Annotated in this window: 20 protein-coding genes; 5 read left to right on the top strand and 15 right to left on the bottom strand. The window is 65.1% G+C overall.

What is annotated here, in order from left to right:
- Window positions 1–20: 20 nt before the first annotated feature.
- The 5 genes from QM685_RS22630 to QM685_RS22650 form a co-directional block, all read right to left on the bottom strand.
- Window positions 21–2,216 (bottom strand): polysaccharide biosynthesis tyrosine autokinase, encoded by a 2,196-nt coding sequence (locus QM685_RS22630; RefSeq protein WP_415119536.1) that lies wholly within the window; start codon window positions 2,214–2,216, stop codon window positions 21–23.
- 138 nt (window positions 2,217–2,354) lie between these two features.
- The gene (locus tag QM685_RS22635) at window positions 2,355–3,560 is read right to left on the bottom strand and encodes a polysaccharide biosynthesis/export family protein (protein ID WP_415119538.1); all 1,206 of its coding nucleotides are present in this window, start codon (window positions 3,558–3,560) and stop codon (window positions 2,355–2,357) included.
- Window positions 3,554–4,009 (bottom strand): low molecular weight phosphotyrosine protein phosphatase, encoded by a 456-nt coding sequence (locus QM685_RS22640; RefSeq protein WP_415119540.1) that lies wholly within the window; start codon window positions 4,007–4,009, stop codon window positions 3,554–3,556. Before QM685_RS22640 ends, QM685_RS22635 begins: the two co-directional genes overlap by 7 nt.
- A gap of 85 nt (window positions 4,010–4,094) precedes the next feature.
- Complete coding sequence (locus QM685_RS22645) at window positions 4,095–5,564, bottom strand: UDP-glucose dehydrogenase family protein (RefSeq protein ID WP_415119542.1); 1,470 nt, start codon at window positions 5,562–5,564, stop codon at window positions 4,095–4,097.
- A gap of 73 nt (window positions 5,565–5,637) precedes the next feature.
- Window positions 5,638–7,035, bottom strand: a complete 1,398-nt coding sequence (locus QM685_RS22650) for an undecaprenyl-phosphate glucose phosphotransferase (RefSeq protein ID WP_415119544.1) — start codon at window positions 7,033–7,035, stop codon at window positions 5,638–5,640.
- A gap of 355 nt (window positions 7,036–7,390) precedes the next feature.
- Between QM685_RS22650 and QM685_RS22655 the strand changes: the two genes are divergently transcribed.
- Together QM685_RS22655 and QM685_RS22660 are read left to right on the top strand one after the other, a co-directional pair.
- Complete coding sequence (locus QM685_RS22655; protein ID WP_415119546.1) at window positions 7,391–7,678, top strand: hypothetical protein; 288 nt, start codon at window positions 7,391–7,393, stop codon at window positions 7,676–7,678.
- A 54-nt stretch (window positions 7,679–7,732) separates the two neighbouring features.
- Window positions 7,733–9,307 (top strand): mannose-1-phosphate guanylyltransferase/mannose-6-phosphate isomerase, encoded by a 1,575-nt coding sequence (locus QM685_RS22660; RefSeq protein WP_415119548.1) that lies wholly within the window; start codon window positions 7,733–7,735, stop codon window positions 9,305–9,307.
- A gap of 29 nt (window positions 9,308–9,336) precedes the next feature.
- On the opposite strand, the gene QM685_RS22665 is transcribed toward QM685_RS22660, so the two are convergent.
- Both QM685_RS22665 and QM685_RS22670 read right to left on the bottom strand, forming a co-directional pair.
- Window positions 9,337–10,605: a transposase gene (locus tag QM685_RS22665; RefSeq protein ID WP_415119550.1), complete on the bottom strand. Its 1,269-nt coding sequence runs from the start codon at window positions 10,603–10,605 to the stop codon at window positions 9,337–9,339.
- A gap of 532 nt (window positions 10,606–11,137) precedes the next feature.
- Window positions 11,138–11,437, bottom strand: coding sequence for a YciI-like protein (locus tag QM685_RS22670; RefSeq protein WP_415119552.1), 300 nt, complete (start codon window positions 11,435–11,437; stop codon window positions 11,138–11,140).
- A gap of 460 nt (window positions 11,438–11,897) precedes the next feature.
- Here QM685_RS22670 and QM685_RS22675 point away from each other — a divergent pair, with 460 nt between their 5' ends.
- The 3 genes from QM685_RS22675 to QM685_RS22685 all read left to right on the top strand — a co-directional run bounded on the left by QM685_RS22675 (window position 11,898) and on the right by QM685_RS22685 (window position 13,965).
- Window positions 11,898–12,191: a PsiF family protein gene (locus QM685_RS22675; RefSeq protein WP_415119554.1), complete on the top strand. Its 294-nt coding sequence runs from the start codon at window positions 11,898–11,900 to the stop codon at window positions 12,189–12,191.
- 328 nt (window positions 12,192–12,519) lie between these two features.
- On the top strand, window positions 12,520–12,969 hold the full coding sequence (locus tag QM685_RS22680; protein ID WP_415119556.1) for a hypothetical protein: 450 nt from the start codon (window positions 12,520–12,522) through the stop codon (window positions 12,967–12,969).
- A gap of 408 nt (window positions 12,970–13,377) precedes the next feature.
- The gene (locus QM685_RS22685; protein ID WP_415119558.1) at window positions 13,378–13,965 is read left to right on the top strand and encodes a YSC84-related protein; all 588 of its coding nucleotides are present in this window, start codon (window positions 13,378–13,380) and stop codon (window positions 13,963–13,965) included.
- Window positions 13,966–14,283: 318 nt separating this feature from the next.
- On the opposite strand, the gene QM685_RS22690 is transcribed toward QM685_RS22685, so the two are convergent.
- The 8 genes from QM685_RS22690 to QM685_RS22725 all read right to left on the bottom strand — a co-directional run bounded on the left by QM685_RS22690 (window position 14,284) and on the right by QM685_RS22725 (window position 22,342).
- Window positions 14,284–15,351, bottom strand: a complete 1,068-nt coding sequence (locus tag QM685_RS22690; protein ID WP_415119560.1) for a glycosyltransferase family 4 protein — start codon at window positions 15,349–15,351, stop codon at window positions 14,284–14,286.
- Window positions 15,352–15,604: 253 nt separating this feature from the next.
- Window positions 15,605–17,008: an alpha,alpha-trehalose-phosphate synthase (UDP-forming) gene (gene otsA, locus QM685_RS22695; protein ID WP_415119562.1), complete on the bottom strand. Its 1,404-nt coding sequence runs from the start codon at window positions 17,006–17,008 to the stop codon at window positions 15,605–15,607.
- A 110-nt stretch (window positions 17,009–17,118) separates the two neighbouring features.
- Complete coding sequence (locus tag QM685_RS22700) at window positions 17,119–18,348, bottom strand: mechanosensitive ion channel family protein (protein ID WP_415119564.1); 1,230 nt, start codon at window positions 18,346–18,348, stop codon at window positions 17,119–17,121.
- 162 nt (window positions 18,349–18,510) lie between these two features.
- Window positions 18,511–18,867: a Rap1a/Tai family immunity protein gene (locus QM685_RS22705; protein WP_415119566.1), complete on the bottom strand. Its 357-nt coding sequence runs from the start codon at window positions 18,865–18,867 to the stop codon at window positions 18,511–18,513.
- Between the two features lie 226 nt (window positions 18,868–19,093).
- Window positions 19,094–19,822, bottom strand: a complete 729-nt coding sequence (locus QM685_RS22710) for an ankyrin repeat domain-containing protein (protein WP_415119568.1) — start codon at window positions 19,820–19,822, stop codon at window positions 19,094–19,096.
- Between the two features lie 50 nt (window positions 19,823–19,872).
- Window positions 19,873–20,664 (bottom strand): TatD family hydrolase, encoded by a 792-nt coding sequence (locus QM685_RS22715; protein WP_415119570.1) that lies wholly within the window; start codon window positions 20,662–20,664, stop codon window positions 19,873–19,875.
- Window positions 20,665–20,746: 82 nt separating this feature from the next.
- A complete protein-coding gene (locus QM685_RS22720) occupies window positions 20,747–21,262 on the bottom strand; it encodes a GNAT family N-acetyltransferase (protein ID WP_415119572.1) in 516 nt (171 codons plus the stop codon).
- Between the two features lie 36 nt (window positions 21,263–21,298).
- Window positions 21,299–22,342: a DNA polymerase III subunit delta' gene (locus QM685_RS22725; protein ID WP_415119574.1), complete on the bottom strand. Its 1,044-nt coding sequence runs from the start codon at window positions 22,340–22,342 to the stop codon at window positions 21,299–21,301.
- Window positions 22,343–22,350 lie beyond the last annotated feature (8 nt).

Raw genomic sequence — 22,350 nt, forward strand, 5'->3', positions numbered from 1 at the left:
GCGTGGGTCGACGGGGCGGCTCACGTGCTCAGATATTCCTGAACCGCCGCGTAGCCGCGATAGCCGCCGCGCGAGCGCGCCGGCATGCCGTTGAAGATCGCACCCTGCACGTGCACGCCGGCCGCGCGCAGACGCTTGAGCGCATCGGCGATCTCGACCTCGCTGTGCATGCCCGCGCGCATCACGAAGAACGTCGAGCCCGCATACGCGCCGATGATCGACGCGTCGGTCACCGCCAGCACCGGCGGCGTGTCGATCAGGATCACGTCGTAGCGCTTCGCGAGGCCGTCGAGGTATTGCGGCAGACGCGGCGACATCAGCAATTCGGACGGATTCGGCGGACGGCGCCCGCACGAGACGAAGCTCAGGCCCTCGATACTCGACGGACGAATCGCTTCCTCGAGCGAGATCTGGCCGCTCAGCAATTCGGACAGACCGTTCTCCTGCACACCGCCGACGTACCGTTCGAGCGTGCCGCGCCGCATATCGCCGTCGATCAGCAGCACGCGCTTACCCGAATGCGCGAGCAGCATTGCCAGATTCACGCTCAGGAAGCTCTTGCCGACGCCGGCCATCGGGCCGGTCAGCATCACGATGCGGTTGCGCGCGTCCATCAGCGTGAACTGCATCGCGGTGCGCAGGCTGCGCAGGCTTTCGATCGTCACGTCCTTGGGCCGCGCGTTCGCGAGCACCGGACGCAGCCGTTCGCCGCCGCGCACGAAGCTGTTTTCGAGCTGTGTCTGCTCGGCGCTCTGCGGCACGATGCCGAACACCGGCAGATGGAACGCGCGCTCGATGTGATCGGGGTCGTCGATGCCCTTGAACAGATTGCGGCGCAGGAACACGAAGCCCGTGCCGGCGATCAGGCCGAGAATCACCGCCGCCGAGATGATCAGCATCTTCTTCGGCTTGACCGGCACGCCCGGACGCAGCGCCGCGTCGACGATATGCACGTTGCCGCCGGTGCCCGCCTTCTGCACGGAGAGCTCCTGCACGCGATTGAGCAGCAGCACGTAGATGTCTTCGGCGACCTTCGCGTCGCGCTGCAACTGCACGGCCTTCACTTCGGTGGCGGGCAGATCGCGGAAACGGTCCGCGTATTTCGCGCGTTGCGCCTGCAGCTCGGCCATCTGCTGGCGCGCGGCGACCAGCATCGGATGGTCGTCGCCGTAGCGCTCGGTGAGCTGCGCCATCTGCAGACGCAGGCCGGCGATCTGCTGTTCGTACTGCACGCTGCCTTCGAGGTAGACCTTCGCCTCGTCGCTCGCGTTGATCGAGCCGGACTGGCGCTGATACGCGGTCAACGCGGCTTCCGCGCGCTCCAGATCGGACTTCAGGCGCGGCTCCTCGCTCTTCAGGAAGTCGAGCATCCGGCTCGCGTCGGCCTGCTTGCTCGACACGTGCTGGCGCAGATACGACTGCGCGAGCGCATTGGCGACGAGCGCCGCGTGCTCGGGGTTCTTGTCTTCGAGCGAGATCTGGATCACGCCGGTCTGCTTGCCCTGCTCCTGCACGGTGATCGCCGACTGGAACGCGCTGATCGCGTCGAGGTCGTTCGCGCGCACGACGATGAACTCCTGCCCGGGGCGCGCCACCAGCGTATTGACGCGCATCGTCACGCCGCCGCCCTGCTCCTGCTGGCCGACCTGGCCGCGCAGCAGCAGCGAGCCGTTCGGCGCGAACAGTTCGTAATGCTGGTCGTCGATCACGCGCAGCGTCAGCTTTTCGCCTTCGAGCGCGGGCGTCACGTCGATCGAATCGACGTCGACGCTCTCGCCGCCCCATGCATACGAGGTGAGACCGAGCCACGGCCGCGCGGGCCGCCCCGGCGTGGCAAGCCGCGCGGCGATGTTGCCGAGCACCGGAATCGTCTTCGGCGTGACGCTGAAGTTCAGCTTCAGTTGCTGCACGACCGGGCCGACCACGCCGCGGCTCTTGATGATTTCGATCTCGGCGTCGGTCGGCAGCGAGCTCGAGCCGCTGGTGATCGCGGCGCCGGTCTGGGTTTGCGTGAGCGCCTGCGACGTGTTGTCGGACTGCTCGACGCGCACGTGCGCATCGGCCGAATAGATCGGCTTCGCGAGATAGCAGTACGCGACCGCCAGCGTGACGATGATCGCGGTGATCGCGAGCAGCCACCAGATGTCGTCGAGGATCACCTGCACCAGTTGTCCGAGGACGATGTCCTCTTCTTCGGTCCTGATCGGACCAGCCATGTGTGGAGAGATTTGATTGCTCACAATTCGCTTCCCGTATCGTTTGCTGCGGCCTGTGCGTCAGCCGGTCCTGCCGCGTTCGTCGCGCTCCCGCGCCGCCGTGATGAAAGCGGCGCGGGTGTCGTGCGGTCCGGACGTTCAGCGCGTCAACTGCTTCAGGTAGAACAGCGTCTGGATGCTCGGCAGCACCTGCTGCAACACGCGGTTGAACGTGGTCGACGCGGCGGTGCCGATATACACGACGTCCATCGGCTGCAACTGGAACTGCGAGGACAGCATGATCGAGTCCGGCTGCGTCATGTCGAGGCGGAACACTTCCGGCGTGGTCGGATGCTCGCGCATGCCGCGCATCACGAAGATCTGGCGCGGATTCGCGTCGGTGTCCAGGATGCCGCCCGCCTGCGTGAGCGCGTCGGCGATCGTCAGCTCGCCCTTCAACATCGGCATCTGCATCGGCGTCTTCACTTCGCCCATCACGAAGACGCGGCTGTCGCTGCGGTCCGGCACGTTGATCACGTCGCCGTTCTGCAGCATCACGTCCTGGGTGGTGTCGCCGCGATCGAGCATGCGGTTCGCGTCGAGCACGTATAGCTGCTTGTTGCGCGTGAGGCGCACGCGCTGGATGTCTGCGTTGTCGGTCGTGCCGCCCGAGCGCGTGATCGCGTCGACCAGCGTGAGCGGCACGTCGCTGACCGCGAGCGGGCCCGGCTGCTTCACGTCGCCGGTCACCTGCACCTTCTGGCCGCGATACGACAGCACGCGCACGTCGACCTGCGGATTGCGGATGTAGCGCACCAGACCGCTCGCGAGCTGATCGCGCAGTTCGGTCGTGGTTTTGCCCGCGGCCTTGATGCGGCCGACGAACGGGAAAAAGATCGTGCCGTCGGCGGCAATGGTCTGGCCGTACGGATCGGCCTGGCCCGGCAGCGCGGCCGTATAGGGCTGCTGCAACGCGCCCGCGATCGTCTGCGTGGTATTGCCGCCTGAAGACAGCGTGCTGCCCTGCGGCGTGGTGAGTTCAGGGTGATCCCACACGGTGATGCCGAGAATGTCCTGCGGCGCGAGCCGGTACACGTACTGCGACGGATCGGACAACGTCGACGGCGGCAGCGGCTGCGTCTTCGCGGCGGCGGCCTGGGCTTGCGCCATGATCAGGTTCGCGTCGATCAGATGAACCGGATAGGTTTCGGTGGGCGCCTGATCGTTGTCCTTCAGGCGCGACGTGTCGAGGTAATTGCCCGGTGCGGTGGCGCAGGCCGACAGAAAGGACGTCAGCAAAAGCGAGGCGGCGAGCTTCGAGCGGACGCTCGCGAATGAGTGTGCGGCGATTGGTTTCATCAGCATATTTTGTTCAGCCATCCCATGACCAGATGTTCGATGAGCACGAGACTCTCCCGGTATTCGTCTTCCGCGCCGCCGTGCGGATCGGCGACATCCGAATCGGCTTCCCATTTGCCGAGCGGATAGACCTTGCCGCGCGCGGCCGGATCGAGCGCTTCGACGTCGCCCACCTGCGCGCGCTCGGTGACGAGCACGAGATCGGCCGCGCGCACGAGCGCGCGGTCGAGGCGCCGCGCATGGTGGATGCCGGCGGCGATGCCGCGCTCTTCGAGCAGACGCCGCATCACCGGATCCATGCCGTGGCCGTTCACCGCGCGGATGCCCGCCGAATGAAACGCGATCGGCGCCGCGCCCTTGCGTGGCACGCGCGTCTGCCGCGCCTTGAACAGCATCTCGGCGGCGGGCGAACGGCACACGTTGGCGTGGCAGACGATCAGAACGTTGTCGAACATGGCAGGCTCCTTCGAAGCACGGCTTTGATGCCGTTGCGTCCCGGCGGCTTTGCGTAGCATGGGGTTGTCGTGGTTGCGGCGGCGCTCAGCGGCCCGACGGCCCGGCGGTCATCGCTTCGGTTGCGTCCGCGGCTTCGCTGGCTTCAGCCGCCGGCGCACCGTTCGCGCCGACTCGCGCCGGCGCATTGCGCAGCGCGTGCCGCCGCCCGATCGCGTGATACTCGATACCCTGTTCGAGCAGCACGTCCGGCTCGTACAGATTGCGGCCGTCGAAAATCAGCGGCGTCTTCAGGATCCGCTTCAGCGAATCGAAGTCGGGGCTCTTGAAGACCTTCCATTCGGTGAGGATCACGAGCGCGTCGACGTCGCTCGCGGCTTCCATCTCTTCGCTTACGAACTCGAGCCGCGCGTGCTGCTGCGGCACGTCGCGCAGATCGAGCGCGAACACGCGTTTCGCTTCGTCGATCGCGACCGGGTCGTATGCCTTCACGCGCGCGCCACGGCGCAGCAGTTCCGCGATCAGCTCACGGCTCGGCGCCGCGCGCATATCGTCGGTATTCGGCTTGAACGCGAGGCCCCACACGCCGAACGCGCGGTCCGACAGATCCTCGCCGAGACGCGCGACGATCTTCTGCGCGAGGATCTGCTTCTGCGCGTCGTTGACCGCTTCCACCGCCTCCAGGATGCGCAGGTTCGCGCGATGATCGGCCGCCGTGCGGATCAGCGCCTGCACGTCCTTCGGAAAGCACGAGCCGCCGTAGCCGCAGCCCGCATACAGGAAGTCGTAGCCGATGCGCGGATCGGAACCGATGCCGCGGCGCACCGCCTCGATATCGGCGCCGACCCGATCGGCCAGATTGGCGAGCTCGTTCATATACGAGATGCGCGTCGCGAGCATCGCGTTGGCCGCGTACTTGGTGAACTCCGCCGAGCGCACGTCCATGTACAGCGTGCGCTCGCGATTGCGGTTGAACGGCGCGTAGAGGCGCTTCATCAGCTCGCGCGCCTTTTCGCCGGGCACGTCCTCGTCGCAGCCGAGCACGATGCGATCGGGCCGCGTAAAGTCCTCGACCGCCGCGCCCTCCTTCAGGAATTCCGGATTCGACACGACCGAGAACATCTGCGCGACGCCGCGCGCGGCCAGCTCCGCGGCGACCACTTCGCGCACGCGCGACGCGGTGCCGACCGGCACCGTCGATTTGTCGACGATCACCTTGAAGCCCGTCATATGACGGCCGATGTTGCGCGCGGCGGCGAGCACGTATTGCAGATCGGCGGAACCGTCCTCGTCGGCGGGCGTGCCGACCGCGATGAACTGGATGTCGCCGTGCGCGACCGCGGCTTCGATATCGGTGGAAAACGTCAGGCGGCCGGCGCGGCGATTGCGCGCGATGATCTCCTGCAGACCCGGTTCGTGGATCGGCACGCCGCCGTTGTTGAGCACGTCGATCTTGCGCTGATCGACGTCGAGACAGAACACGTCGTGGCCGATGTCGGCCAGACATGCGCCCGTCACGAGGCCGACGTAGCCACTACCGATGATCGTCAGGTTCATGTATTGCACCTCGGAAAAAGAAGTTGAAACAGGCGCGCGCCGCTGCGCCGCGATGCGCTGTGTCCAGCGGAATTCAGTAGGCGTTGCTGCCCGCGAAGCCCTTCCACAGCGTCAGCACGACGATCTTGATGTCGAGCCAGAAGGTCCAGTGCTGCATGTAGTACAGATCGAGCTTCACGCGGCCCATCATCTTTTCGATGCGGTCGGTTTCGCCGCGATAGCCGTTGATCTGCGCCCAGCCGGTGATGCCCGGCTTGATCCGGTAGCGGTGCATGTAGCCCTTCACCAGATCCTTGTAGATGTCGTCGTGTTCGAGCGCGTGCGGCCGGGGACCCACCACCGACATCTCGCCGCGCAGCACGTTGATGAACTGCGGCAGTTCGTCGAGGCTCGTGCGCCGCAGGAACGCGCCCACCGCGGTGATGCGCGGATCGCGGCGCGTCGCCTGGGTGACCTTGCCGGCCTCTTCCTGGTGCAGCTTCATCGAGCGGAACTTGAAGATCTCGAACTCGCGGCCGTCGATGCCCTTTCTCTTCTGGCGGAAAAACACCGGCCCCGGCGAGCTCAGCTTGACCATCACCGCGATCACGAGCATCAGCGGCGCGAGCGCGGTCAGCGCGCCGAGCGCGAACACCCGATCGAACACGCGCTTGGGCAGCACGCGCAGATCGGTGATCGGCGACGCGGCGAGATTGATCGCGGGCACGCCGAGCAGCTCGACCATCGGCTGGTTGAAGAGCGTCAGGCTGCCGACGTCCGGAATGAAACGGATGTTCACGAAGTCGTTGCGCAGATCGCTCACGAAGCGATGGATCGCCTGCTCCTTCGAGATCGGCAGCGCGAGCCACAGTTCGCGGATCGCGCGTTGACGCACGAGCTCGATCATGCGCCGATAGTCGCGCTCGACCGGCACGCCGTCGATCGCATCGGCCGTGTCGGGGTCTTCGTAGTGGTTGATCGTGCCGCCCTCGTCGAACACGACGACCGGCGTGAAGCCCGCCTCCGGGCGGCCGCGCATCTGCTCGATCAGGAAGCGCCCATACGGCGCGCCGCCGACGATCGCGACCGCGCGCTGATTGAAGCCCTCGCGGCGCAGCCCGCGCAGGATCGAATAGACGATCGCCTTCGTGACGACGAGCAGCACGATCGTCGCGGCTGCCCAGTACACGAGCCACAGCCGCGACAGGCTGTCCGAGCGGTGCACGCTGAAGCTGATCAGCACGCCGGCCACCTCGACCATCAGCCAGCCGCCCGCGACGCGCGACAGCAGATCGTAGAGCGGCTTGCCGCGCCACGACTGATAGATGCCGAGCGCCGGGAAAAACACCACCACGAGCAGGCAGCCGAACGCGAGCGACACGCTTTGCATGTCGTCGAGCCACACCACTCTCCCGCTATGCACGGCCGCCGCCAGCACGGCGCCGAGCGCGACCATGGCGAGGTCGATGATTCTCGATAGAACGCTCAGCATGCGCCGCCCCTCAGTTCGTCAGTCAAGTGCGATCCGCCGGTTGGTTGAAATTCGTTGTGCACTTCCGCTTTCAGGTCTGTTCGTGCTTCCGCTCCGGATTGCGCTGCCGGCCCGGCGCGCGCCACGAGACGGATAAAACGGGCTCAGGTGGTTCGTTGCCGCTGCTATTGCAATTGCGCTGGTGTGTTTTTCCCGCTTCGCCAATTCCTCTCATTACCTGAATGGCCGGACTGGGAAATTCGAGTCGGAATGAGTGAATACCCTTGTACAGGTATCAATAAAGCGGTATTAAAATTCGCACGGCAAGACCGCAAAATATCTCAAATTGTATCGGTCAAAATTTCGGTATTTTTCCGTGTTTTATTCGGCAATTATTGCTGGAATGCGGCGTGAAAAAAATGTTCGACGACCTCGCGCAGGCCCTTCCGTAAGGCGGATTCCCATCCCCGGCAAGATAGCCTACGAAGCTTACGCGCCGCTCGCCGACGCCATTCTGGCCGGGAGTCGGCCGCAAAAAAATCCGCGCCAATTTTTTTCGGGTAATTTTTATTTTTGTTTAAATATGGAGGACATTTTTTCTTCTTTATTGGGCAAATTTAATTGCGCGATTTATCCGAAATTGGATTTAACGCGCTTTTATTGATTTGCAACTTCGTGATAAAACTCGATGCATTCATCCAGCCTCGAGGAGTTCATCATGACAGCTCCGGCCCCGGTCACGCCCGCCGGCACCCGGTCCACCCCCGCTCAATCGTCCATGACCTCAACGTCCATTGGCGTAAAGCTGAAGGTTCATCCCGTGATTCTCGCGGGCGGCTCAGGCACACGGCTGTGGCCGATGTCGCGCGAACAGCATCCGAAGCAACTGATCGGCCTGCTCGGCGAAGAGTCGCTGCTGCAATCGACGACCCGCCGTCTCGATGGACTCGAATCCGGCTATCCGCTCGCCGGACAGCTCGTCGTGGTGGCCAACGAAGAGCAGCGCTTCACGACAGCCGAGCAGTTGCGCACGAGCGGCAAGCCGAGCCGGCTGATTCTCGAGCCCGTGGGACGCGACACCGCGCCCGCGCTGACGGTCGCGGCGCTGTCGGTCGCCGCGCAGGACGAGGACGGCATCATGGTCGTGATGCCCGCCGATCACGCGGTCACCGACAGCGCGGCTTTTCACGCGGCGGTGGCCGCCGGCGTGCGGCATGCGGCGGCCGGCCATATCGTCACGATGGGTATCGTGCCGACGCGCGCCGAAACCGGTTATGGCTACATCCGCATCGGCGCGCCGCTCGCCGCGGCGCCCGGCAGTGCCGATGCCGCGGATAACGAAGCGGGCGCGCGAGTCGTCGCGCATGCACTCGACCGCTTCGTCGAGAAGCCGCATCTGGAACTCGCGCAGCGCTACGTCGAATCGCGCGAGTACTGGTGGAACAGCGGCATCTTCATCATGCGCGCGTCGACGTGGCTCAAGGCGATCCGCCATTTTCAGCCCGCGATTCACGAAGCGTGCGCGGCGGCCTACGCGGGCGGCAAGGCGGACGGCGACTTCTTCCGCCTGCAGCGCGATGCGTTCAGCGCGTCGCCGTCGAATTCGATCGACTACGCGGTGATGGAGCCGCTCGGCAACGATGACGGCGCCGCCTCCGGCGTGGTGGTGCCGCTGCGGGCCGGCTGGTCCGACGTCGGCTCGTGGGACGCGATCTGGGACATCTCCGCCAAGGACGCCGACGCCAACGTGGCGCGCGGCCGTGTGATGTTCGAGGGCGCGGCGTCGACCTTCGCGCACTCCGAGGGACGTTTGATCGCCTGCGTCGGCACGCGGGATCTCGTCGTCGTCGAAACCGCGGATGCGATTCTCGTCGCCGACAAGTCGCGCGTACAGGACGTGAAGAAGATCGTCAACCGGATTCGCGAGGACGGCGGGCTCGAAGCGGCCAACCATCGCAAGGTGCATCGTCCATGGGGCAACTACGATTCCGTCGACACCGGCGAGCGCTTCCAGGTCAAGCGCATCGTCGTGAAGCCGGGTGCGCGGCTGTCGCTGCAGATGCATCATCATCGCGCCGAGCACTGGATCGTCGTGCGCGGCACCGCGCTCGTCACGCGCGGCGAAGAGCGCTTTATCGTGTCCGAAAACGAATCGGCCTATATTCCGCTCGGCGTCACCCATCGCCTCGAGAACCCGGGCAAGATGCCGCTCGAAATGATCGAGGTGCAGTCGGGTTCATACCTCGGCGAAGACGATATCGTGCGCTTCGACGATACCTATGGACGGCAGTGAAAACGCCGGTTTACTGCCGCCGGGCTGTTTTATCCCACGTGAGAAATGAGCGCCTGATATAACGGGGAAAAACGGTCGGTGGCGGTACTGTCGGTCGCGGCATTGGCGACGCCCGCCGCGGCCGCGGCGGCAGGCTCGGCCGGATAGCGGCGCAGCGGTCCGCGGAACGTGTTGAGCGGTGCGCCCAACTGGCCGCCGGGTTGGCCACCGAGTTGCACCGATGCCGGCTCCGGCGCATGGCGCAATGGGGGCAACGGACGGGCCGCCGGCCTTTGCGCATACGCGGGCGACGCCTGCGGCGATGCTGTCGTTGCCAATGCCGGCGGCGCCGTGACCTGTGCCGAAGCCGCCGCCTGCGTCAGGCATTCGCGCTCGATCCACTGACGCGCCCAGTCGAGCGCGTACTGCTGCGCATCCCGCGCATCCACGAAGCGCGGGCCGACGAGGCCCGAACGCTCGACGCGCTTGCCGTCCTTCATGATCTCCGCCCATCCGCGATACATCGCGCCGGGCACCTGCTCGACCACGACATAAATCAGATAGCCGCGCGGATCGGCGACCTGCGTGCCGCGCGGCGCGAGGCTCATCGACAGCGGTGTGCGTTGATCGTCCGATGCCGGCGCGCGGTAGGCGGATGCGAAGGATGCGGCTGTCGGCGCGGCGCGCCCCTCAATCGCATTCGTCGCATTCGTCGTCACGTTCATGGACGCGGTGTCCGCGTCGAACGCCGCATCCGGCCGCTGCGCGAGCGGATCGGCATGCATCGCGGGCCGCGCCACGGGGGGCACGGGCGCGCGAGCCGGCGCCGCGTCCGCGAGGCCGGACAATTGCCGCGTGATATCCGCGATCGGATCGGCCGAGCGCCACTGGCCCGGCATGCCCGGCGCGCCGGGTGCCTGCCACGACTCGGGACTCTTCCACGACACGCCGCGCAAGCCTTCGTCGCGCGTGCCCGGAGCGGGCGCGGCCGGCGCCGCGGGTTTGGCCGTCACGGGCGGCGCCGGCTGGGGAATGTACGCGAACGTGCGCCCGCTTTGCGACAGCAGACGGACCATTTCGAGAAGCGTGCCGTTCAACTGCCATTCTTCGAACCGGCGACGGCACGTGGGCCCCGACGGATAGCGGCCCGGCAGCTTCGACCACGGCTCGCCGGTGGTCAGAATCCATAGCACGGCATTCGTCACGATACGCGGTTCGGCGCGCGGCCGGCCGCGCCGGTTCAGACGGACGGCCGGCTCGTCGGAGACGAGCGGCGCGAGCAGCGCCCATTCGTCGTTGTTCAATTCATCGAAAAACATCGGATTTTCTCCACGCAGCCTGGCCTGGCCGCGGCTTTGAGCCAGCCACGGATTCACAGCGTTCTCGATCCGTGTGCGACCCCCGGTTGCACAAATTTGTTTTGTACGCTCGGCTGGCTGGGCGATCCCGCCCGGAGTTGGTGCGGTTCATCCCTGTTGCGAGGCACAAAATGCGGTCTCACTCGTGCATGGGAGAATTTGTGCACGAAGCATACCATTCAAGACCAGGTGTGAATATAGTTGAGACAAGTGTTACGGATAGAAACAATCTTGTCCTTTTCGCTGCGTCGATTCACGCATTGCCGTAACGGAAGCGCCATCTTATCGTGCATCGAATTGCGCTATTGCACGGCACAATTCGAGGCGATCCACACTAATGGCCTTTACAAATTCGAAAGCCGATTCGCGTGGCATTTCCCGGCATTCCGGTCATTCGGAAATGCGCGCTGGTGGAGCGCGTCGAACGTGTGGCGGCGCGTATGCGCAACGTGCGTCCGCGCGACGATGCCGCGCGGGTTCCTGCGTCGATCCTCTAGACACGCACCGGCCTGGACGCATGCTCGCCCACCACGGTGGTCCATTCACGCACGCGCCAACGCGTAACGAGCCCGGCAAGCACGTACGGATCCGCTTTGGCAAAGGCTTCCGCGACCGCGGGCGAAGCGCCGTTGAAAAGCAGCACCGCGCCGTCCGCGGGCTCGGCCAATGCCCCGGCCAGCAGGAGCTCGCCGCGCCCGGCGGCGGCCCACGCGAGTTTCAGATGCGCGTCGCGATACTCGCCGCGGCGCTCGAGATAGTCGGGTACCAGGTCGTACATCAGCAGGTAATGCATGGAAATCTCCTCGCGAGGATGAAGAATGACAGGTGAGCCGGCATGCTTCGAGGGGTATTACGGACGGCAATGGCTGCCGAATTTCATGCCGAATTTCTATTCAGGTGCAGTCGCAGCAATGCAAAGGCATCCATCGCCCTTCACGCGATTAACCCAATAACTGGTAATTCAATCGATTTGAAAATGCCCCGATAAATTGATCTACATGGCATAACATATTTGTTCATGCTCCGGTTTGCTGCTTCTGGTATCGATTCATTCGACCGTTTCAAACACGGCACCCGCGCTTCGCCCGTCGCCTAAGGGAAAACGAGCGTCAGCCTGTTGTCAACCAGAATGCATTTCGGTCCGTTCTCGCAGACGGCATTTGCCATAATGGATGCGCCGAGGGGCACCGGATGCCGTCGACGCCCGCGCGCATGAAAGACCAAAAACGTTTTCACCACCGATGGAGTGTCCCATGAAAATGCAATCCGCTATTGCTGCGCTGGTGCTGGGTGCGGTGCTCGTGTCGCCGGCGTTCGCGCAGAACAGCCAGCAGACCAAAATGGCCGACTGTAACAAGCAGGCTGGCGACAAGAAAGGCGACGAGCGCAAGGCGTTCATGAAAACCTGCCTGTCCGCGAAGCCGGCCGCCGCGCCGATGAGCCAGCAGGAGAAAATGAAAGTCTGCAACAAGCAGGCTGCCGACAAGAAGGGCGACGACCGCAAGGCGTTCATGAAGACCTGCCTGTCGTCGGCACCGGCCAACTGATCACACCCGTCGGCCTGATCCGGCGCCGCGTGACGAACGCGGCGCCGGCGCATTGATCGTCCGCGCATTCATCACCCACGCATTTCATCACCATCATCGCATCAGTCCTCGCGCGCGCTTGCCGGTAGCATCGTGCGGCGCCCCTCCCGCGCTCCCCTCGTGTTCCCCTCCCGGTTCCCTCTCGCAGTCCGGCCGCCCGAACGCGCCCATTTTCTTCTATGATGGCTGCGGAGACGGCCCACCCCATATACAGAACGAATAGCGTCAGCCGGGCCGCCATCTTGTCGTTCGTAGTCGTTCGTGCGTCGAGCATCGATCGGAGGCAAGGATGGTATCGAAGCATAAAAACCGCTGGTTAAGGCGGTGGTTGCTGGTCATCATATTTTGGGCCGTGCCCGTGGCGATCGTCGCGGTCAACGAGATCCGCGAGGAAATGTCGTATAACGCGGTCGATCTCGATCGCGCGCTGACCAGCTGGAATTTCACCGATGCGCAACGCGCGGCCGGCGCGCCGGCGCACTGTCACGGCAAGCCCGACGAGGCGAAAGCCGCCGGCTGTCCAGCCGATGTGCTGGCCGCGAACGCGCCGCGTCAGCAGGACGCGATCAACGAATACAACGTGCGCCGCTCGACGCTGATGTCGTATCTGTGGCACGCGTTCGTCGGCTACTGGGTCGTGCCGGCGGCGATCCTGTTCGTGGTCGGCGTGATCATCGGCATGGTGCGCCGCGCGCTGCGGCGCCCGCCCGCGGTCAAGAGTCCGGCAAATCACGGATGAATGACGGCCTTCACTTGCTCACGATTGGCGCGCGGCCTCGCTTCCTGCCCCGTTCGAGGTGCGGCGCGACAGCAACACTCCGATTCGATTCCAGTCATCGCGCGCACCCTGAAGAATCGGTAAAAACAGGCACGCTGCCCGGCCGTCCGGCCGCATCCCGAGGATCGCCGCGCATCGGCGACGCGTCGTCGCCCACCCGTCCGATGCCCGCGCGCCACGCGTTTCGCCCCCGCCGCAGCGCCGGTCAAAATTACTCGAAGACCTCTTGCAATCAGCCTCAAAGCCCCGTCCCGCAAGGCTTTTCGCGTTGTGATGCAACGCGCCTTTTATGCCCGCGTGTGTTATAACTCAAAGGCAACCGGGTGAATTCCACCCGGTTGCGACCCGGATCCATGATGGAGAAAAAAGATGCAAAGACGACACTTCATGTTGAAGACCACCACCGCGCTTGCTTTCGGAGGCCTTGCACTCGCCGGCTGTACGACGACGGCCAGCAACAATCCCACCGCTTCCACCAACGCGTCCAAACGCCAGTCGATCAACGCGAGCGTCGACGGCACGCTGTCCAAGCTCTTCACGACCGTGCAAGGCTCGCGCGAGCTGGTATCGAAGGCGCGTGGCGTACTCGTATTCCCGTCGGTGCTGCAGGCGGGCTTCATCGTCGGCGGCCAGTATGGCGAAGGCGCGTTGCGCGTGGGCGGCGCGACGGTCGGCTACTACAGCACCGTTTCCGGCTCGTTCGGCTTGCAGGCGGGCGCGCAGTCGAAGGCGATCATCTTCCTGTTCATGACGCAGGACTCGCTCGACAAATTCCGCAACGCGGACGGCTGGTCGGCCGGCGCCGATGCGTCCGTCGCGCTCGTGAAGGTCGGCGCGAACGGCGCGATCGACACGACCACCGCCACCGCTCCGGTGCAGGTGTTCGTGCTGACCAACGCCGGCCTGATGGGCGACGTGTCGCTGCAAGGCACGAAGGTCTCGCGACTGAATATCTGAGCGCGCTTCCGGGTGCGGATTTGAGCACGGTGTGAGTGCGGGTGTGAGTGCATTCAGCATGCACTAGCAGAACTCGCGAACCTCGCGGGTTTGCGAGGGTGGCTTCATCGGCCATGACCCAGGCGGCAATGGCCCCGGCGGACGCCACGCCGCGCACCTGAATCGCATCGCGGCGAAGGCCGCGCGAAGAGCCCTGTGCGGGCCTTCGCGCGGCTTTTTTGCGGATGGCTGTTTTGCTGATTTGCCGCCGCGAGACCCCAAAAAAAACGGCGACGTGCATCGCACATCGCCGCTCTTTTCTCCGCGAGCGAGCCTGCCTCAACCGCCCGACGAATCGACCACCTTGAGGCGCGAGCGCTTCTGCGCGCGAATCACCGACTGATACGCCTGCACGTACTGGCGCGCCATCCGGTGCGACGTGAAGCGTTCCTCGAAGCGCCGCCGCACGCCCGCGCGCGGCAACTTGTCCAGACGGTTCACGGCCGCTACCGCGCCGATCTCGTCCTCGACGATAAAGCCCGTCACCCCTTCTTCCAGCACTTCCGGCACCGAGCCGCGGTTGAACGCGATCACTGGCGTGCCGCACGCCATCGCCTCGATCATCACGAGACCGAACGGCTCCGGCCAGTCGATCGGAAATATCAGCGCATGCGCGCCGGACAGGAATTCGGCCTTCTGATGATCGGCAATCTCGCCGATGTATTCGACATAGGGCAGATCCAGCAACGGCCGGATGTCGCGCTCGAAGTATTCGCGGTCGGCCGCGTCGACTTTCGCTGCGATGCGGATCGGCAAGCCGCAGCGCCCGGCAATCCGGATCGCGGTATCGACGCGCTTTTCCGGCGAAATCCGGCCGAGAAACGCGAGATACCGCTGCTCGACCGGCTGCGGCGTATAGAGCTGCTCCGGCAGCCCGTGATAGACGGTGGTCAGCCACTTCGCCTGCGGCAGCGGATGACGCTGCGCGTTCGAAATCGAGATCACCGGCGCGGTATTGAACGTGTCGAACACCGGCTGCTGCTCGGGCAGATCGAGACGGCCGTGCATCGTCGTGACGAACGGCGTGTCCTGGCGCTGGAACACGGAGAACGAGTAGTAGTCGAGGTGAAAATGCAGCACGTCGAAGTCATCGGCCTGGCGGCGCACCAGTTCCATCAGCAGCATATGCGGCGCGATGCGATCGCGAATGCCCGGATCGAGACGCAGCGCGCGCGGCCAGACCGCTTCGAGTTTCGCGCTCGTGACGGAATCGCCGCTCGCGAACAGCGTCACGTCATGGCCCTGCTCGACCAGCGCTTCGGTGATATACGACACGACGCGCTCGGTGCCGCCATACAGCTTCGGCGGCACGGACTCGGTCAGCGGGGCGATCTGCGCAATCTTCATGTTGTGTCTCCGTGATCTGACGGCTTGCCGCGTGGTCGCGTACGCGTCAGCGACGCCGAGTATGACAGCGCCGTTACCTCCGATCAATGCGCATGGCTTGCATCAGCGCCGGCCGCACACCGTTCGGTATGGCTCATTATTCCCTGGCATCCGGCGAAAAGCCGCTGCTCTTGCATTTGCTCGGCGCTGTTACAAACGGCTTACATCCGGTGACAGGCGGCGCGTCCCCGCGCGAGCGCGCGCGTCATTGATATCAGCCGCCCTCGCCCGGCTTTCGCACCGGCATGCTGCGCAGATCGTCGAGAAAGGTGTCGCGCCATACGCCGAGATCGTTCTTGCGCAGCACGGCCATGTTGATTTCGTGACGCCGCTGGCGCGCATCGAGCGGCATCTGCAGCGCGCGCTGCAATGCCTCGCACATGCCGACCGCGTCGTGCGGATTGACGAGCAGCGCGCCGGAGAGCTCCGCGGCCGCGCCCGCGAAAATCGACAGCACGAGCACGCCTGGATCGTCCGGATTCTGCGCGGCCACATATTCCTTCGCGACGAGATTCATGCCGTCGTGCAGCGGCGTGACGAAGCCGATCTGCGATTCGCGGAACAGCGACATCAGCTTCCAGCGGTCGTACTGCTGGTTCAGATAACGGATCGGCGTGTAGTCGAGGCCCGAGTAGCGGCCATTGATCCGCCCTGCTTCGTATTCGAGATCCTGGCGGATCTTCTGGTACGTCGCGACGTCCGAGCGCGTCGGCGGCGCGATCTGCACGAGCGTGACGTTGCCGCGCCATTCGGGCGAGCGTTCGAGCAGCAGCTCGAACGAGCGGAAGCGTTCGACCAGCCCCTTCGAATAGTCGAGCCGGTCGACGCTCATGATCAGCTTGCGGCCTTCCAGGCTCTGCTTCAGTTCGAGCACGTGCTGGCGGCTTTCGTAGCGCTTCGCCTGCTCGGCGATTTCGTCGGGGAACACGCCGATCCGGTAGACGCCGGTGCGCAGCTTGCGGCCGAACGCCTCGACGATGCCGTCCGCGCTCGCGGTGCCGCGCGCGTGACGCGTCACGTAGTCGTGGAAGGCCTGCCGGTCGGTATCGGTCTGGAAGCCGAGCAGGTCGTAGCACGACAGCGACTTCACGAGTTCTTCGTGCGGCGGAATGTTCAGCAGGATCTGCGGCGCGGGAAACGGAATATGCAGGAAAAAGCCGATGCGGTTCGTCACGCCCTCGTTGCGCAGCGCCTCGGCGAACGGGATCAGGTGATAGTCGTGAATCCAGATGATGTCGTCGGGCTCGAGCAGCCGGATCAGCTTGTGCGCGAGCCATGCATTGACGCGCCGGTAGCCCGCGTATTCCTCGCGTTCGTAGCGCGCGAGGTCGTTGCGGTAGTGAAATACCGGCCACAGCGTCGCGTTCGAAAAGCCGCGGTAATACTGATCGTAGTCCTTGCGCGTCAGGCCGACCGTCGCGAAGGTCACGGCGCCGTCCTGTTCGAGCACCGGCCCCGCGTTGGCCACGGTCTCGCTGACCACGTCGCCGCTCCAGCCAAACCAGACGCCGCCCGCATCCTTCAGCGCGCCGAAGACGCCGACCGCGAGCCCGCCCGCCGAGCCCTTCGTCTCCGTTGGCGTCGCGACGCGATTCGACACGACGATCAGTCGGCCCATGCTGGATATCCTCCGTGGTTCATGCGGCACATCGGTTCATCGGGCATGGCCGCGCACCCCGAATTAGCAAACCACGTGCCCGGATGCAAAACCGTGCCGGCGTCGAACCGTTACGCCCGCTCCTTCGCCTCCCGCGCGGCGTCGGCCACGCCCGTTCCCGGCCGGCCGATGCGGCTCGCCACCGGATCGGCCTCGGTATGCGCGGCGGTGCTGCCGGCCGGCGCGTGCGCGCCGCGCGGCAACCAGTCGACGCTCTCGCCGTCGCCGGTCTCGAGCTCCGCCGACACCTCGGCGCGGGCGCGCGGCAGGTATTCCGGATAGTGCCGTTGCACGAAATCGAGCAGCCCTTCGCGCACGCGGCAACGCAGATCCCACGCGAGGCCCGAATCGGGCGCGCTGACGAGCGCGCGCAACTGCATCGCGCGCTCGGTGCAGTCGACGACCTGCAGGACCTGCACGCGATGATCCCATTCCGGCGCCACCTCGACGATCCGCGCGAGTTCTTCGCGCAGCGGCGCGAGCGGCATCCGGTAATCGACGAACAGAAACACTGTGCCGATGATCTGCGAGCTGCTGCGCGTCCAGTTCGTGAACGGATTTTCGATGAACCATTGCAACGGCACGATCAGCCGGCGCTGATCCCATAACCGCACCGATACGTAGGTGCCGGTGATTTCCTCGATGCGCCCCCACTCGTTCTGGATCACGACGACGTCGTCGAGACGGATCGGTTGCGACAGCGCGATCTGCAAACCGGCGATCAGGTTGCCGAGCACCGGCCGCGCCGCGATACCGGCGACCAGACCGGCCACACCGGCGGAAGCGAGCAGACTCGCGCCGATCTGGCGGACGTTCGGCAGCGTCATCAGCGCGCCGCCCACGCCGACGATCACGATCACGATCATCACCGAGCGCGCGAGCACCCTCGCCTGGGTATGAATGCGGCGCGCGTGCAGGTTATCGACGGTATCGAGCGGATGGGCGCGAATGATCGCCTCGCCGATCGCCGCGGCCGAGCGCACCGACAGCCACGTGAGCGCGGCGATCAGCACGATTCCCGTGACGTCGCGCACGGGTTCGATGAAATTGAGGGTATCGGGTGCCTCGGACCAGATCCATGCGAGTACGAGGATCACGAGGACGAACAGCGACGGTTTGTCGATATAGCGCAGCACCACGCTGGTGAGCGCGTGAGGCTCGGCGAGCCGCCTGACCACGCGCGAGCCGAAGCGGTGAATGCCGATGGCCACCACCGTCATCAGGGCCGTCACGATCAGCGCGCCGAACCACGAATGCAGCGGCGCGGCGGCCACACTGCCGAAGTCGTAGAAAGTAGGCATAACGGGCATCTTCCTCCGGGCTCGAAGAGCGGCGGCGCGCCTGCGGGACTTCTGACATCTCAGGCTCGGGTATGCGTCCCGCCAGGCTGGGAACGATGACCTCGGCAGCCGGCGCGCCCGCCCGCTACGGGCGCCCGGGCGTGATTCCGGGCGGGATGGAGATCAGCCGCCGCTCCTGCACGGAAATGCCTTGCCGAGCCCCAGCGAGATCGCCGTGCTCGCGTTGTAGCCCGCGACGTTCGGATTCTCGGCGATGTACTTGCGCACCGCGTCGGTCAACTGCGCCGAGCGCGCATCCGGCGGCAGGCAGAAATACTGGCCGACGCGCGGCCCGGTGGTGCCGCCGATCGCGTCGATCGTGTTGAAGATGCCGTCGGCCGCGCCTTCGATATAGGCCGCGCACGCCGCGCGCGAGGCCACATCCGTCTTGGTGCACAGCTTGTTGAGGTCGCCCCCCGTAAACGCGGCTGCCGAGAGGGGCAAGGCGAGCGCGCCGGCGAAAATCAAAGCCCGCAGCATGGTGTTCCTTTCCAGGGTTGTTTATCACGCGGTCTTTCGCCGCGTCCGGATGGCGCGCCGTGCGGCGCGCCAAAGTCGTCATTCTGCACTGTTTTACGCGACGGCAGCACGCCGCCTACCGCGTTGTTAGACAAATTCAAAGACTAATCAGGACCGGGCCGCCGAGCCGGCGAGGCACCGCGAAACAGGCCTCGCGGAGAGCGTCCACCGCCCAGGCCCACCCGGCTTATTGCTTCTGCATTTGCTGCATGCGCGCGGTGAGCCCTTCGACGACGTCCGGCTCCTTGTAGGTCTTCGCGAAATCGAGCGCGGTCATGCCGATCTGGTTCTTCACCATCAGATCCGCGCCGTTGTCGAGCAGCAGCTTCACGGTCGACACATGACCGCCGCGCGCGGCCATCATCAGCGGCGTGGTGCCGTTCGGCGAGCCCGCGTCGACATAGGCCGAGTGGTCGAGCAGCACCTTGACGATGTCGTCGTGGCCGTTCGCGGCCGCGTAGTGCAGCGGCGCCCAGCCCTTCTTGTTGACCTCGGCGTCTTTCGAGATCAACAGATTCACGAGGTTCAGATCGCCGACCAGCGACGCCATCATCAGCGCGTTTTCGCCGGCCTTGTCCTGGATCTCGATATCGGTCTTCGGATTGGCGAGCAGCGCGGCGGCCACCTTGTCCGATTTCTCGCGCGCGGCGATCACGAGCAGCGGCATGCCCTGGTTGTCGACGCTATTCGGATCCATACCCTTCGCGAGCAGCTTGTTGACACCGTCGACGTCGTCGAACTTGACCGACTTGATCAGCGAATCGATCGGCGCCGCGTGCGCGGGCACGCTGGCGAGCGAGGTCAAGGCCGCACAGGCGAGCGTGATCGCCAGCGCGCCGCGCCGGGCCGGAGCCAGTGCGCCACGTGCGGCGGAAAACGGTTGGAATGCGAAGAGCGACAGCGGAACGTTTTTCATATTTTACTTTAGGAAATTTTCCTATCCCTTTGATGTTTATCGACTTTTCATCATGCGCCAACTGGCGCGGGAAGCTTGAACAGTCTGAAGAAGTTTTGCGTGGTCGCGGCGGCCAGCGCCTCGTCCGGCATCTCGCGCTGCTGCGCGATGAAGCGTCCGACATAACTCACGTACGCAGGTTCATTAGGCTTGCCGCGATACGGCACCGGCGCGAGATACGGCGAATCGGTTTCGATCAGCAAACGCTCGAGCGGCACGCGGCGCGCGACGTCCTGCACGTCGGTCGCGTTCCTGAACGTAACGATACCCGACAGCGAGATGTAAAAATTCTGCGCGAGCGCCTGCTCGGCGATCGCCCACGGCTCGGTGAAGCAATGCATGACGCCGCCCGGCTCGCCCGCGCGCTCCTCGGCCATGATGCGCAGCGTATCTTCCGCCGACGCGCGCGTGTGAATGATCAGCGGCTTCATCGTCGCGTGCGCGGCGCGGATGTGGGTGCGAAAGCGCTCGCGCTGCCACTCCATGTCGGCGATCGCGCGGCCTTCGAGCCGGTAGTAGTCGAGCCCGGTCTCACCGATCGCGACGACCTTAGGGTGCGCGGCCAGTTCGACCAGTTCGGCCACCGTCGGCTCGCGCATGTGCTCGTGATCCGGATGCACGCCGACCGACGCGTAGACGTTCTCGTACCGGCTGGCGATATCCAGCACGGATGGCAGCGTTTCGAGATCCACCGACACGCACAGCGCGTGCGAGACCGAATGGCTGCGCATGTTCTCGAGCAGTTGCGGCAGACGGTCCGCGAGTCCTTCGAAATTGATATGGCAATGCGAATCGACAAACATGATCAGGTCCTGCGAAAAATGGGCTGGCGGGCCAGGTGATGTCGTGGGCGCGGCCGCTCAGAGAACAGCTTAGGCGATGCGCTCAGTTGGCGTGCGCGACGCGCTTGCCGAGAATCACCAGGTCGCGCTCGACGCCGTCCAGCACCGCGACGCGCGGCAGCGACCCCCACGTATCGAAGCCGAAGCCGCGGAACAGCCGCAGGCTCGCCTCATTGTGACCGAACACGAAGCCGAGCAGCGTGTCGATGCCGAGGCCCGGCGCTGCTTCGAGCGACGCGGCCAGCAGTTGCTTGCCGAGGCCCTGGCCGCGCGCGCGTTCATCGAGATAGATGCTGACTTCAGCGGTGCGCTGATAAGCCGGACGGCCGTAGAAATCCGAAAAGCTGAGCCACGCAATGAGGCGGCCGGGCTCGCGCGGAGCTTCGACGACCCACAGCGGACGCTTGCGCGGACTGTGCGCATGGAACCACCCGAGCCGGCTTTCGACACTCACCGGCTCAAGGTCGGCGGTGACCTGCCGCGACGGGATGGTCGAGTTGTAGATGGCAACGATCGCCGGCAGATCGTCGAGCGCGGCATCGCGGTAGCAAAGGCTCATGGCGGAGTGGCTTGAAAAAAGACGGAGCAAACCGGGCTACGCGAACAGCGCGCGATAGCCGATAAACAGTTCCTCGAACACGAGACGCGCGTTCAGCGGATGATTTTCGACCGCGCGCTGACGCGTCACGACGCGCAGAAAACGCGCGAATGCATGGGCATCGGCCTGCGACGCGCAGCGCGCCAGGGCCGCCGACGCCTGCGGAAAATAACGCGGCGCGCCGGCGGTGTGTTGCGCGAGCAGATCGTACATCCAGCGTTGCAGCCAGCCGAGCACGAGCGGCACCGGCAGCTTTTGCAGCGCCTCGCCACATGCGAACGCGTCGCATGCGGCGCCGGCCGCGAGTTGCTTGAGCGTCCAGTCGCGCAGCGGGCGATTTTCGTCGCTGGCGAGCGCGAGCGCCGCGAGCGGCGCGCCGCCGGCCTCGGCGAGCAGCGCCGGCGCATCTTCGACGCCTTGCGCGGCGAGCCACGGCGCGGCGGCTTCCGGCGCGGGCACGCTCATTGGCCATTGACGGCAGCGGCTGATGATCGTGGGCAGCAGGCGATCGATACGCGCCGACACCATCAGGAACACGACGCCCGCGGGCGGCTCTTCGAGCGTCTTCAGCAACGCGTTGGCCGCCGCAACGTTGAGCGCCTCGGCCGGATACAGCACGACCACGCGCAGGCCGCCGCGGTGCGAGCCGACGCCGACGAAGTCGAGCAGCGCGCGAATCTGCTCGATCCTGATTTCCTTGCTGGGGGTGCGGGTCTTCTTGCCTTCGTCGCCGTCGGCCTTGTCGGCTTTTTCATCGGCACCGTTCGCGGCGTTGGCCGGGCCGGCTTCGGCAGCCAGCGCCTCCGGCACGACGATCCGGTAGTCGGGATGATTGCCCTGCGCGAACCAGTTGCAGGCCACGCACGCGCCGCACGGCTCGCCGTTGGGCTGCGGCGCCTCGCACAGCAGCCCCTGCGCGAGGTGCTGCGCGAAACGCAGCTTGCCGATGCCCGCCTGACCGTGCAAGAGCAATGCATGCGGCCAGTGGGCGCGCAATTGCTGCAAACGGTTCCAGTCATCGGCCTGCCAGGGATAAATCATCGTTTTTC

Origin of the sequence: Paraburkholderia sp. (assembly GCF_047605525.1) — a bacterium.
Taxonomy (GTDB): Bacteria; Pseudomonadota; Gammaproteobacteria; order Burkholderiales; family Burkholderiaceae; genus Paraburkholderia.